Here is a 12,764-nt window from a genome sequence, read left to right as displayed (position 1 = left end):
CGGTCAGCCACTCAAAAGAGGTGTCATTCTCCAGATCAAACACGTATCCGCTCGATGACACACCGCTTCGGCCCCTAGGATTCGACCTATCACCTCACCGGTCTCATTCGACAGGAACCCCATGAGCGACACTTCCCCCTACGGCTTCGAGCATGTGCGGCGTGGGTACGACCGCGCTCAGGTGGACGATTACATCGCCAAGCTGGTCTCCGACCATGACAGGGCTCTCTCCCGTGTCACCACGCTGGAGAAGCGCATCGAGGAGCTCCACCTAGAGACGCAGAACGCCCAGGCCCAGATCACCGACGCCGAGCCGTCGTACGCCGGTCTGGGCGCGCGCGTCGAGAAGATCCTCCGCCTCGCCGAGGAGGAGGCCAAGGATCTGCGCGAGGAGGCACGGCGCGCGGCCGAGCAGCACCGCGAGCTGGCCGAGTCGGCGGCCCAGCAGGTCCGCAACGACGCCGAGTCCTTCGCCTCCGAGCGCAAGGCCAAGGCCGAGGACGAGGGCGTCCGGATCGTCGAGAAGGCCAAGAGCGACGCCTCGCAGCTGCGCAGCGAGGCGCAGAAGGACGCGCAGTCCAAGCGCGAGGAGGCGGACGCCCTCTTCGAGGAGACCCGCGCCAAGGCCGCGCAGGCCGCCGCCGACTTCGAGACGAACCTCGCCAAGCGCCGCGAGCAGTCCGAGCGCGACCTGGCGTCGCGACAGCAGAAGGCGGAGAAGCGCCTCGCGGAGATCGAGCACCGCGCGGAGCAGCTGCGTCTGGAGGCGGAGAAGCTGCGCACCGACGCCGAGCGCCGGGCCCGGCAGACCGTGGAGACGGCGCAGCGCCAGGCCGAGGACATCGTGGCCGACGCCAACGCCAAGGCGGACCGGATCCGTTCGGAGTCCGAGCGCGAGCTCGCGGCGCTGACCAACCGCCGCGACTCGATCAACGCCCAGCTGACGAACGTCCGCGAGATGCTGGCGACGCTGACCGGTGCCGCGGTGGCCGCGGCGGGCACCCCCGCCGAGGACGAGCCGGTCTCCCGCGGGGTCCCCGCCCAGCAGACCCGGTAGGCGCAGAGGCAGACCCGGTGGACCGGGGCGGCGGCTCGGCCGCCCTCCGTCGCGGGGCCGGTCGCCGTCGAGCCCCCCGTCGCCTTCCGGTGGCGGGGGGCTCGGCGCGCCCTTAGCGTGGCCGCATGATCGAACTGGCGGGGCTGACCAAGCGCTACGGCGAGAAGGTGGCGGTCGACGACCTCACGTTCACGGTGCGGCCGGGCACCGTCACCGGTTTCCTGGGGCCCAACGGGGCCGGGAAGTCGACGACCATGCGGATGATCCTGGGTCTCGATCACCCCACCGGCGGAGACGTGCGCATCGACGGCCGGCACTACCACGAGCTGACGGACCCGCTGACGTACATCGGCGCCCTGCTGGACGCCAAGGCCGTGCACGGCGGGCGCAGCGCCTACCACCATCTGCTGTGCCTGGCGCAGAGCAACGGCATCCCCGAGCGCCGGGTGCACGAGGTGCTGGAGACGGTGGGTCTGGCGGCGGTGGCCCGGAAGAAGGCGAAGGGGTTCTCGCTCGGCATGAGCCAGCGCCTGGGCATCGCGGGCGCGCTGCTGGGCGATCCGCGGATCCTGATGTTCGACGAGCCGGTCAACGGGCTGGACCCGGAGGGCATCCACTGGATCCGCTCTCTGATGCGGTCGCTGGCCACCGAGGGCCGTACGGTCTTCGTCTCCTCGCACCTGATGAGCGAGATGGCGCTGACCGCCGACCACCTCGTGGTCATCGGGCAGGGGCGGCTGCTGGCGGACACCTCCATGGCGGACTTCATCGCGCGCAACTCGCGCTCCCACGTCCGGGTCCGCACCCCCGACCGGGAACGGCTGCTGGACGCGCTGCACCGGGCCGGGATCCAGGCCGTGCAGGGCGGTGACGGGGCGCTGGAGGTGGACGGCGGCCGGTCGGAGGAGATCGGTGAGCTGGCCGCCCGCCACCAGGTGGTGCTGCACGAGCTGAGCAGCCGGCAGTCCTCGCTGGAGGAGGCGTTCATGCGGCTGACCGCCTCGTCGGTGGAGTACCACGCGCACGCGGAGCCGGCCGAGCGGCCGTGGGGCGCGGACTGGAGCACGCGGACCGGGCCGCCGCCCGAGGGGACCGTACGGGACGCGGCGCCGACGACGGTGGAGGGCTGAGACATGGCGGCGACCCAGGTGATCCGCTCGGAGTGGACGAAGATCCGGTCGGTGGCGTCGACGGTGTGGACGCTGTCCCTCGCCGTGGTCGTCACCCTCGCGCTGGGCATGCTGATCTCGGCGCTCTCGCGCAACGAGTTCGGGAACATGCCCGCGCGGGAGCGGCTCTCCTTCGACCCGACCTTCGTCAGCTTCGCGGGCATGACCATCGGACAGCTCGCGATGATCGTGTTCGGGGTGCTGGTGGTGTCCAACGAGTACAGCACCGGCATGATCCGCACCTCACTGGCCGCGGTGCCGCGGCGCGGGGCGTTCCTGGCGAGCAAGGTGGCCGTCGCCGCGGCCCTGGCGCTGCTGGTCGGCATGGCCACCAGCTTCGCCGCGTTCTTCCTCGGGCAGGCGATGCTCGGCCCGCTGCGGACCTCGATCACCGCGCCCGGTGTGCTGGGCGCGGTCATCGGCGGCGGCCTCTACATGACGCTGATCGCGGTGTTCTCGATGGCGGTCGCGGTGATGCTGCGCTCCCCGCTGCTGTCGCTGGGCATCCTGATGCCGTTCTTCTTCCTGATCTCCAACATCCTGGGCAATGTCTCGGCGACGAAGAAGGTCGGCCAGTACCTGCCGGACCAGGCGGGCAGCCGCATCCTGCGGGTCCTCCCCCGGGTCGGCGACGACACCCCCTACGGTCCCTGGGGCGGTCTCGGCATCATGGCGCTGTGGGTGATCGCGGCGCTCGCGGCCGGCTACGCGCTGCTGCGCAGGCGGGACGCCTGAGGACGGAACACCGCAGATCCTGACGTACCGGGCCGCCCTGGCTTTACCTTCTTTTGGCCGGAACCGTCAGCGCCCGGATAAGCTCCTAAGCCTTACGGGGGCGTGTGCCCCGCTGTCCTGAACCTGGGACAGCAACCTTCCGATGGGACCGGAGCATGATCGAGGCAGTCGGCCTGACCAAGCGCTACGGCGCCAAGACCGCCGTATCCAACCTCTCCTTCCAGGTACGGCCCGGTGCCGTCACCGGCTTCCTCGGGCCGAACGGCTCGGGCAAGTCGACGACCATGCGGATGATCCTCGGCCTGGACAACCCGACCGCGGGCTCGGTGACGATCGGCGGCTATCCCTACCGGCGGCTGCCCAACGCTCCGCGCCAGGTGGGCGCCCTGCTGGACGCCAAGGCGGTGCACGGCGGCCGGACCGCCCGCAACCACCTGCTGTCGCTGGCGCAGCTGTCGGGCATCCCGGCCCGCCGGGTGGACGAGGTGCTGGGCGTGGTCGGTCTCCAGGAGGTGGCCCGCCGGCGCTCCAAGGGCTTCTCGCTCGGCATGGGGCAGCGGCTCGGCATCGCGGCGGCGCTGCTGGGCGATCCACAGGTGCTGCTCTTCGACGAGCCGGTCAACGGCCTCGACCCGGAGGGCATCCTCTGGGTGCGCAACCTGATGAAGTCGCTGGCCGCCGAGGGCCGGACGGTGTTCGTCTCCTCGCATCTGATGAGCGAGATGGCGCTGACCGCGGACCATCTGATCGTCATCGGGCGTGGGCAGCTCCTCGCCGACATGAGTGTGACGGACTTCATCTCCGCGAACTCCGCCGACTTCGCCCGGGTCCGGGTCCCCGACGCCGAGCCGCGGCAGCGGGAGAAGCTGTCGTCCGCGCTGACCGGCGCGGGCGGGCAGGTGCTGCCCGAGCAGGACGGCGCGCTGCGGGTGACGGGGCTGGCGCTGTCCCGCATCAGCGACCTCGCGCACGAGGCCGGCGTCCGGCTGTGGGAGCTGTCCCCGCACCAGGCCTCCCTGGAGGAGGCGTACATGCGGATGACGCAGTCGGTGGTCGACTACCGCTCGACGACCGACGCCAAGTCCGGTCTGATGCAGCCCCTGCCGCCCGGCGCGCAGCCGCCGGTGCCGGTGCCGGGCCAGGGCCAGCCCGGCTGGTACGCCCCGCCGCCGCCCCAGGCGCAGCCCGCCGCGGGCCCCTACGGCGGCCCGCCCCGGCCGTACGCGGGCGCGGGGGCGCCGAACCCGTACGCGGGTGCCGCCCAGGCCCCGGCCCCGCCCGCCACGGCACCGGCCGCCGCACCGGCACCGGCACCCGCACCCGCACCCGCACCCGCAGCAGACGTCACCCAGTCCGAGGACGCCCGATGAGCACGCCGCAGACTCCGATGCCGCCGACTCCGCAGCCCGCCTGGCAGGCGGGGGCACCCTCCGCACCGTCCGTCCAGCCCGGTTACACCTCGCCGATCCCGGTCGTGCGGACGCATCTGGGGCACGCGCTCGCCTCGGAGTGGACGAAGATCAAGTCGGTGCGCTCCACGATGTGGACGCTGGGTGTGTTCATCGTGCTGGTGGTCGGCGTCGGGCTGCTGGTCGGCGCGGTCGTCGCGCACTCCTCCGCCGACATGTCCGGCGACGACAACGTACTGACGCTGGGCTTCATCGGGGTGCTCCTGGGCAGCATCTGCATCATCACGCTCGGCGTGCTGACCACCGCCTCCGAGTACGGCACCGGCATGATCCGCACCACCATGACCGCCTGTCCCAGCCGGGGCCGGGTGCTGGTGGCGAAGGCCCTGGTGTTCTTCCTGCTCTCCTTCGTCATCACGCTGGTGTGCACCGCGCTGGTCGCGGTCGCCCAGACGGCGATGCTGGACGGCAGCGGCGCGCGTCGGCCGACCGGCGGGGAGTGGTTCAAGGCCACGGTCGGCGTCAGCTTCTACCTGGCGCTGCTGGGGCTGGTCTCGCTGCTCATCGGCTCGGTGCTGCGGCACTCGGCGGGCGGCATCACCATCATGATCGGGGTGGTGCTGGCGCCGCTGGTCATCGCGCTGTTCATGTTCACGCGCTCGCTGGAGTCGGTGCGCAACGCGCTGTTCGAGTACTCCATCCCGAACCAGCTCGGTGTCTTCTACTCCAGCTCGCTGAGCGATTCCGGCCCGGCGGGCTGGGATCCGCTGTGGATCATCCTCGGGGTGACCGCCGTGGTCGGCGCCGGCGCCTGGGCGCTGCTGCGGGAGCGGGACGTGTAGCAAGCCGTACGGGATCCCTCTGGGCCTCAGAACCTCGGCGCGTCCCGGGACCGCCGCACCCGCGTGGTGCGGCGGTCCTTCGCGTTCCAGCAGGCCTTGTGCCAGTGGCGGCGGTCGTCCACGCCCGCGTACTCGGGCCAGGCGACCACGTGCGGGACGCCGGGGCCGATCAGCTGGTCGCACCCCGGGCAGCGGTAGGTCTTGCCGGCCGTGCCGGCGCCCGCGACATGGCGTACGCACCACTCCTCGCCCTGCCAGCTCTCGGTGGACTGCCAGCCCCCGTAGCGGCTCGCCGCGTCGTCCTCGGCGCTCCGGCCCGGGGAGCCAGGACCTTTGGGACGGTTGCGACGCGGGGACACGGGACACCTCACCGGGTTCTGCGAAGGGAACGGGATGACTCCAGCGTACGCGGCGCCGCCGAGCGGACACGCAAAGAACCGGATTGCCCGCCGAACCGCCCAAGTCGCTCTCCGGAACGGTCAATTCCGCAGACAATCCGGAAATCCCTCCGCCAAGCCGTGTCCTGGGCACGTGTCGGACGGTTATGCCGCGTGGGGGAGCTCCGCGTCGGAGCCGAGGAAGCAGGAAGAGCGATGCGCGTAGGAAGTTTCGTGTTGGCGGCCCAGTTCCCCGGGCAGGGCCAGGGGGAGGCGCTGCACCGCGCGGTCCGCACCGCCGAGGTCGCCGAGGAGGCCGGCCTGGACGCGGTCTGGCTCGCCGAGCACCACTTCGTACCGTACGGGACGTGCCCGTCGGCCATCACCCTGGCCGCGCTGCTGCTCGGCCGCACCCGCCGGCTGCGCGTCGGGACCGCGGTGAGCGTGCTGCCCACCGTCCATCCGGTCGCGCTCGGCGAGCAGGCCGCGCTGCTGCATCTGACGAGCGGCGGGCGGTTCTCGCTGGGCGTGGGCCGCGGCGGGCCCTGGGTGGACCTGGAGGTCTTCGGGGCGGGCCTCGCGGCGTACGAGTCGGGGTTCCCGGAGTCGCTCGACCTGCTGCTGCGCTGGCTGCGCGAGCCGTCGGTGGCGGCCGACGGGGAGCGGTTCGCCTTCCGAGAGGTGGCCGTGGTGCCCCGGCCGGACGAGGCGCTGACCGAGACCCCGGGGCCCGAGGTCGTCGTCGCCTGCACCTCCCCGGCGAGCGTGCGGCTGGCCGCCGAGCGCGGGCTGCCGATGCTGCTCGGGATGCACGCGGGCGACGAGGAGAAGGCGGAGATGGTCGCGCTGTGGCGGCGCTGCGCGCGGGCCGCCGGGCGTCCGGAGGAGCGGATCGCCGACGCGGGCCATGTCTCGGCGGGCGTCTGCCACATCGCGGACCGCGACGCCGACGCCGCGGAGACGCTGCTGAAGGCCATGCCGGGATGGCTGAAACAGGGACTGGACGCGCATGTGACCGTGGACGGCCGCAGCCGCCGGATGCGTGATCCGCTGGCCTACACGGAGATGCTCTGCGCCCTGCACCCGGTGGGCAGCCCGCAGCGGTGCGCCGACCGTCTGGCGGCGACCGCCGAGCGCACCGGCATCTCCCGCTTCGCCCTGCTCGTCGAGGGCTCCGGCGAGCTGGCCGCGACCGAGGAGACCGTACGCCGGCTGGGCGCCGAGGTGCTCCCCCGGCTGCGCTGAACCGGACGTGCCGGACCGGCCGGGCCGGATCAGCGGCGGACCGGACGTGCCGGACCGGCCGCACGGCGTCGGCGGCGGACCGGCCGGGCCGGGCTGGACCGGCGGCGGGCCGCCGCCGGAGGGCCTGCCGCCCCGGCCTCCATGATTCTCCCGCGGGCGGGGCGGCAAGCCGACGACCACTGCCCCCTCAGCAGTCCCTGAACTCCGGCGACTGGTTGAGCACCTGGCTGCGCACCGAAGTGAACCGGGCCAGCCGCTCATCGACCGAGCCGTCCAGCGGGAACACCGCCACGCGGTGGCAGTTCTGGAAGGCCAGCCGCACACCGAAGTGCCGCTGCAACGCGCCGCGTATCGCGTCGCTCGCGAGTGCACGCAGCAGTTGGCCGCGTGCCTGCTCGTCCGGCGGAGGCGTCTGGTTGTCGGCGAAGTCTCCGCCGTCGACCTTCAGCTGGGCCACCAGGGAGCTGATCATCTCCCACGCATAGGGCAGGGAGGTCCGGACGCAGTCGACGAAGGCAGCTTCGTCGACCTCGCCTCGCTCGGCCTGTTCGAGTAGGGCCGGTGAGACGTCGAGCGACATGGGTTCTCCTCTCGCACCCCCGACCAGCAGGGGTTGCCGGACAGATGAGGGAGTTCGTGATACCGAACACGGTGAGTACACACATCGCGACCTCCCGTTCCTACGGTAGGCAACGAAACGAGGGCTTACCAGGCGAATGCGCGTACCCGCCGGTCGAGTTGGGAACACAATCGGCCACAAGTGAACACGGGTGATCCAGGGAAAAATGGGGCGGTTCCGCGCGGGGCGGCCACCGGGCGCGAGCGGAGCAGGACGGGCGAATCGCGTACGGCGCCGTGTGTCGAGTAGCGTTGCCGACCATGCGTCTCGTCATCGCCCGGTGCTCCGTCGACTACGCGGGCCGGCTCACCGCCCACCTTCCCTCGGCACCCCGTCTGATCCTGGTCAAGGCCGACGGCAGCGTCTCGATCCACGCGGACGACCGCGCCTACAAGCCCCTGAACTGGATGTCGCCGCCGTGCGCCCTCAAGGAGGGCGCGGGCGAGGAGGAAGGGGTCTGGACCGTCGTCAACAAGGCGGGCGAGAAGCTCATCATCACGATGGAGGAGATCCTCCACGACTCCTCGCACGAACTCGGCGTCGATCCCGGGCTGATCAAGGACGGCGTGGAAGCACACCTCCAGGAGCTCCTCGCGGACCGCATCGACACCCTCGGCGAGGGCTACACGCTGATCCGGCGTGAATACATGACGGCGATCGGCCCGGTGGACATCCTGTGCCGGGACGGCGAGGGGCAGACCGTCGCGATCGAGATCAAGCGGCGCGGCGAGATCGACGGGGTCGAGCAACTCACGCGCTATCTGGAGCTGTTGAACCGCGACCCGCACCTCGCGCCGGTGCGCGGCATCTTCGCCGCCCAGGAGATCAAGCCCCAGGCCCGCGTCCTCGCCACCGACCGCGGCATCGGCTGCCAGATCCTGGACTACGACGCCCTGCGCGGCATCGAGGACGACAAGCTGCGGCTGTTCTGACCCCCGCGGGCCCGGGGCACGCGCCCCGGGCCGTCGCCCCGGCTCGGACGGCTCAGACCGTCCCGGCGTCCGGACCGGCGGTGCCGCCGTCGCCGCCCTCGCCGCTCTCGCCGCTCTCGGGCGCCGTCGCGGAACTGCTCGCCGTGGCCGGGGCCGACAGGCTGCTGGTGACGGTGCTGGACGGGCTGGTGGTGTCCGTGCCCGTCGGCGCCGGAGAGGTGGACTGCGACGGCGGGGGCGTCGAGTGGGACGGGGTCGAACTCTGCGACGGCGACGTGCTCTCCGAGGGCGGCTGACCGGCTGTGCCGGACGGCTTCGGCGTACCGCCGCCACCCGTGCTGCCGCCCGTCCCCGTCCCCTTGGTGGAGCTGGAGCCCGGAGAAGGCTTGTCCGAGGCGCCCGGAGGCACCGGGTCGTCCGAGGTGCCGGGGGTGCCGTCGGGTCCCGGGTCCGTGGGCCGCCCGCTGGGCACGACGGTCGCCGAGGCACCCCCGGTGCCCGGGGCGCCCCCGTCACCGCCGCTGCCGCTGCCGCCGTCCTGCGGGCTGTCGGCGGCCGGGTCGCCGTCGCCGGCGTCCTGGCTCGCGGACGGGTTGCCGCCGACCTTCCCTGAGGGATCGTCGGTGTCCTTGTGGGAGGTGGCGCCCAGCGTCACCACCGTGCCGAGGACGGCCGCGAGGAGCGCGCCCGCGCCCGCCGCCACCAGGTTGCGCCGGGCGAAGCCCTTCAGCCCGGCGCGGTGCCTGGCCGGGGCGTGGGAGGGCGGCACGGACGGTCCGTGGGGGACGGTCGGCGCACCGCTGTCCGAGGGCTGGTAGGTGACCAGCGTGCCGGACGTCTCCTCGGCGGGCGGCCGCAGCGCCGGGAAGGGCGCGGGAACACCGCTGGGCGGCGACACCGGCTCCTCCGGGAGGTACGGCGTGCCCTCCCCCGGGCCGAGGGCGGCCATCGCGCCGAGCCCCGGCGCGGTGCCCGAGCGGTCCGCGACCAGGGCGAGCGCACGGCGTCCGGCGACGGTGCCGCGCCGGTCGGAGAGCGCGCCGCGCAGGCCGATGGAGGCCTCCAGCTCGGCGCGGGCCCGGTCCAGCAGGCCGCCGCAGAGCGCGAGGATGCCCAGCTCATGGTGGAAGTACGCCTGCTCGGCAACCTGTCCGGCGAGCCGGGACGCCTCGGTGCCGAAGCGCAGCGCGCGTTCCCAGGCGCTCCAGCCGAGTCCGGCGGCGAACGCGGGCGCCGCGGCGCGGGCGAGGTGGACGGCGGTGCTCTCCTCGCCCTCGGCGGGCGGCGCGGTGAGCGGTACGAGCACGGCGAGGGCGGCGAGCACGGCGTCCGCCTCGGCGGTGACCCGCTCGGGCGTCACCGAGGGGTGCGCGGCCCACCAGGCGTAGTGCCGGGCGGCGCTGTCGGCCCGCTCGGCCGCGTCGTCGCCGTATCCGGCGGCCTCCAGCTGGGTGAGGACGCCGGCGGCGAGCCGGTGGCGGGAGCCGACCGGGGAGACCAGGCCGCAGCTCGCCAGTTCGCCGAGGGCGGCGTCGGCGTGGGTGTCGCCGATCAGGGCGGGCAGATGGGCCTGGTGGGGCACCTCGCCGCCGAGCGCGACGGCGAAGCGCAGGGTGGCGCGGGCCGAGTCGCTGAGCCGGGAGGCGAGCAGCGGGGCGGGCGCGGCGGCCTCGCCGAGCGAGGGCAGGGGCACGTCGTCGCCGTCGCCGCCCTCGAAGGGGGCGTCCTCGGGCGGGGTGTCGGCGAAGACGCCGAACTCCTCCACGGCGCTGGTGCCGGCCCGCAGCCGGTCGCGCTGGCGCAGCAGGGCACCGGCCTGGACGAAGCGCAGCGGCAGGCCCTCGGACTCGAACCAGAGGTCGCCGGCCCAGTTGGCCTCCTCCTCGGTGAGGATCCGGCCGGCGCCGCGTTCGATGAGTTCGACGCCGCCGGCCCGGTCGAGGCCGCCGAGGAAGACCTCTTCGACGGCGGAGTCGGCCGAGGGCGCGGGCACGTCCGGGGTGGCGGCGATCAGGAAGGCGCACTCGGGTGTCGCGTCGAGGAGTTCGTCGAGCGCGGTGCCGCCGAACTCGATGTCGTCCAGGACGACGACGGCGCCGATCTCGCGCAGGTGCTCCAGGAGTTCGTCGCGGTCCGGCCGGTGCAGCGGGGCGTGCCGTACGGCGTGGAAGAGCTCGTGCAGCAGGTCGCCCGCGGTGCGGCGGTGGCCGTTGAGCCGGACGACGCCGTCCGGGGCGAGCCCGGCGCAGTCCTGGGCGACCAGGTCGAGGAGGCTGGTGCGGCCGGAGCCGCCGGGGCCGGTGAGGCGTACGGAGCGGCCGCGGGCCAGCAGCCGGACCAGCCGCTCGCGCTCCTCCTGGCGTTCCAGGAGGGGTTCGGGCGAGGGCGCGGGGCCGGACGGGACGGGCGGCTTCGCCGCGCGGTCGGCCTCGGTGCGTTCGGCGGCCGTGCGCGGGCGCGGGCGGCCGGGTACGTCGGCGGGCGGGCAGACCTCGATCTCGCTGCCGTCGACGGGGTTGACGGTGAGCAGGAAGTCGCCGGTGACCAGGCGCACGGTACGGGCCGGTGCGGCGGCGGGCGGCGGGAAGTCGGCGGCGCGGGACGTGCCGGGATGGCGCCGGCCGGGCGTGTGGCCGTCGCCGTCCTGGCCCATGTCCTCGGGCTCCCGGGTGTTCGGGTCCATGGGTTCCATTGCGTGCAAGCTCCCCAGAGGCGTCGTGTGCTGCTGGTCCAGCCCTCCCGGCCGTGTGCCGCACTGCGCGCTGTCGCTCTGGTCCGGGCCCGCTCGAGGGTGGCGAGGCAGCGGGCGACCGAACCCTAAACCTTCGCACAGTATCGCCGACAGGGCGGGGTACCGCGGAGCCCGAGAGGTCACGGTCTCGTGAGGATTGGGGCCGACGTCACGTTCCGTGCCGTCCGGCCGGGTCCCGTCCGCGGCCGGTCCGCCGCCCGCGGGAGGTCACACGCGGGGCAGGGACTCCACGCCGATGCCGCCCTCGATGGCGAGGATGCGGTGCAGCCGGGTGGCGACCAGCAGGCGCTGCATCTGGGCCGGTACGCCGCGCAGGACCAGGCGTCGGCCGCAGCGGCCCGCGCGCCGGTGCGCGCCCATGATCACACCGAGTCCGGTGGCGTCCCAGGAGTCGAGCCCGGACAGGTCGAGGACCAGGTCGCCGACACCGTCGTCCACGGCCGAGTGCAGGGCCGTACGGGCGTCCGCCGCGCTGCGGACGTCGAGCCGGCCCCCGACGACCACCTCGGTGTGGTCGCCCCTGATGTACATATGCGCTCCCCGTGAATGCGGTGGCGTGCTCCGTGTGACGGTGACTGTGCAACGTCTGACTGCGTGTGTGGCGATGCGGTTGCTGTCTGTGGGCGAACCGATACCGAATTCACCCCGAAGGGTGATACGGCTGCCCCCGGAGCGGTCTCAGTGCTTGTAGAAGCCCTGCCCGCTCTTGCGCCCGATGTCACCGGCGTCAACCATCCGGCGCATCAGTTCCGGCGCGGCGAACTTCTCGTCCTGGGTCTCGGTGTAGATGTTGCCCGCGGCGTGCAGCAGGATGTCGACGCCGGTGAGGTCGGCGGTGGCGAGCGGGCCCATGGCGTGGCCGAAGCCCAGCTTGCAGGCCAGGTCGATGTCCTCGGCGGTGGCGACGCCCGACTCGTAGAGCTTGGCCGCCTCGACGACGAGGGCGGTGATGAGACGGGTGGTCACGAAGCCGGCCACGTCGCGGTTGACGACGATGCAGGTCTTGCCGACCGACTCGGCGAACTCCCGCGCGGTGGCGAGGGCTTCGTCGCTGGTCTTGTGGCCGCGGACGAGTTCGACGAGGCGCATCATCGGCACCGGGGAGAAGAAGTGCACGCCGACGACCCGTTCGGGGCGCTCCGTGACGGCCGCGATCTTGGTGATCGGGATGGCGGAGGTGTTGGAGGCGAGGACGGTGTCCTCGCGGACCAGCTTGTCGAGGGTGCGGAAGATCTCGTGCTTGACGTCGAGCTTCTCGAAGACGGCCTCGACGACGACGTCGGCGTCCGCTGCGGCGTCCAGGTCGGTGGTGGTGGTGATCCGGGCGAGGGCGGCCTCGGCGTCCTCGGCGGCCAGCTTGCCCTTGCCCACGAACTTGTCGTACGACGCCTTGATGCCGTCGGTGCCACGCGTGAGCGCCTCGTCGGTGACGTCCCGCAGGACGACGTCCCAGCCCGCCTGCGCGGAGACCTGGGCGATGCCGGACCCCATGAGACCGGCTCCGATGACGGCGAGCTTGCGTGCCACTGAGACTCCCCTGGTGAACGACTGCGCAGGCGCCTGCGCGCGGCTGAAGGACGGCTTTCACGCTCTTTGCGTCTATGCCTCTCGGCGGACATTAGCGCCC

The 12,764-nt window shown here is 72.9% G+C and carries 12 protein-coding genes; 7 read left to right on the top strand and 5 right to left on the bottom strand.

Features of this window, described 5'->3' with window-relative positions:
- Nucleotides 1–121 precede the first annotated feature (121 nt).
- The 5 genes from A8713_RS21775 (at nucleotide 122) to A8713_RS21755 (ending at nucleotide 5,212) form a co-directional block, all read left to right on the top strand.
- On the top strand, nucleotides 122–1,057 hold the full coding sequence (locus A8713_RS21775; protein ID WP_018571483.1) for a DivIVA domain-containing protein: 936 nt from the start codon (nucleotides 122–124) through the stop codon (nucleotides 1,055–1,057).
- 125 nt (nucleotides 1,058–1,182) lie between these two features.
- Nucleotides 1,183–2,187, top strand: a complete 1,005-nt coding sequence (locus A8713_RS21770) for an ABC transporter ATP-binding protein (RefSeq protein WP_064535306.1) — start codon at nucleotides 1,183–1,185, stop codon at nucleotides 2,185–2,187.
- Nucleotides 2,188–2,190: 3 nt separating this feature from the next.
- The gene (locus A8713_RS21765) at nucleotides 2,191–2,961 is read left to right on the top strand and encodes an ABC transporter permease (protein WP_064535305.1); all 771 of its coding nucleotides are present in this window, start codon (nucleotides 2,191–2,193) and stop codon (nucleotides 2,959–2,961) included.
- 155 nt (nucleotides 2,962–3,116) lie between these two features.
- Nucleotides 3,117–4,331, top strand: a complete 1,215-nt coding sequence (locus tag A8713_RS21760) for an ABC transporter ATP-binding protein (protein WP_064535304.1) — start codon at nucleotides 3,117–3,119, stop codon at nucleotides 4,329–4,331.
- Nucleotides 4,328–5,212, top strand: a complete 885-nt coding sequence (locus A8713_RS21755; RefSeq protein WP_064535303.1) for an ABC transporter permease — start codon at nucleotides 4,328–4,330, stop codon at nucleotides 5,210–5,212. The genes A8713_RS21760 and A8713_RS21755 overlap by 4 nt, the downstream gene beginning before the upstream one ends.
- Before the next feature lie 26 nt (nucleotides 5,213–5,238).
- Here A8713_RS21755 and A8713_RS21750 read toward each other — a convergent pair whose 3' ends face one another.
- A complete protein-coding gene (locus A8713_RS21750; RefSeq protein WP_064535302.1) occupies nucleotides 5,239–5,571 on the bottom strand; it encodes a hypothetical protein in 333 nt (110 codons plus the stop codon).
- 234 nt (nucleotides 5,572–5,805) lie between these two features.
- On the opposite strand from A8713_RS21750, the gene A8713_RS21745 reads away from it, so the two are divergent.
- Nucleotides 5,806–6,834 carry an LLM class flavin-dependent oxidoreductase gene (locus A8713_RS21745; RefSeq protein WP_064535301.1) on the top strand — a complete coding sequence of 343 codons (1,029 nt, stop codon included), beginning with the start codon at nucleotides 5,806–5,808 and terminating at the stop codon, nucleotides 6,832–6,834.
- Between the two features lie 187 nt (nucleotides 6,835–7,021).
- Here A8713_RS21745 and A8713_RS21740 read toward each other — a convergent pair whose 3' ends face one another.
- Nucleotides 7,022–7,414: an SCO5389 family protein gene (locus A8713_RS21740; RefSeq protein WP_018571476.1), complete on the bottom strand. Its 393-nt coding sequence runs from the start codon at nucleotides 7,412–7,414 to the stop codon at nucleotides 7,022–7,024.
- 299 nt (nucleotides 7,415–7,713) lie between these two features.
- Between A8713_RS21740 and nucS the strand changes: the two genes are divergently transcribed.
- Complete coding sequence (nucS, locus tag A8713_RS21735) at nucleotides 7,714–8,385, top strand: endonuclease NucS (protein WP_064535300.1); 672 nt, start codon at nucleotides 7,714–7,716, stop codon at nucleotides 8,383–8,385.
- 52 nt (nucleotides 8,386–8,437) lie between these two features.
- On the opposite strand, the gene A8713_RS21730 is transcribed toward nucS, so the two are convergent.
- The 3 genes from A8713_RS21730 to A8713_RS21720 form a co-directional block, all read right to left on the bottom strand.
- Entirely contained in the window at nucleotides 8,438–11,068 is a 2,631-nt protein-coding gene (locus A8713_RS21730) for an ATP-binding protein (RefSeq protein WP_064537642.1), read from the bottom strand.
- A 276-nt stretch (nucleotides 11,069–11,344) separates the two neighbouring features.
- Nucleotides 11,345–11,668: an STAS domain-containing protein gene (locus A8713_RS21725; protein WP_018571473.1), complete on the bottom strand. Its 324-nt coding sequence runs from the start codon at nucleotides 11,666–11,668 to the stop codon at nucleotides 11,345–11,347.
- A gap of 147 nt (nucleotides 11,669–11,815) precedes the next feature.
- Nucleotides 11,816–12,664 (bottom strand): 3-hydroxyacyl-CoA dehydrogenase family protein, encoded by an 849-nt coding sequence (locus tag A8713_RS21720; RefSeq protein ID WP_064535299.1) that lies wholly within the window; start codon nucleotides 12,662–12,664, stop codon nucleotides 11,816–11,818.
- Between the last annotated feature and the right edge of the window lie 100 nt (nucleotides 12,665–12,764).

The sequence above is a fragment of the Streptomyces sp. SAT1 genome, assembly GCF_001654495.1.
GTDB classification, from domain to species: domain Bacteria; phylum Actinomycetota; class Actinomycetes; order Streptomycetales; family Streptomycetaceae; genus Streptomyces; species Streptomyces andamanensis.
This window is presented reverse-complemented; position numbering and strand designations above follow the sequence as displayed.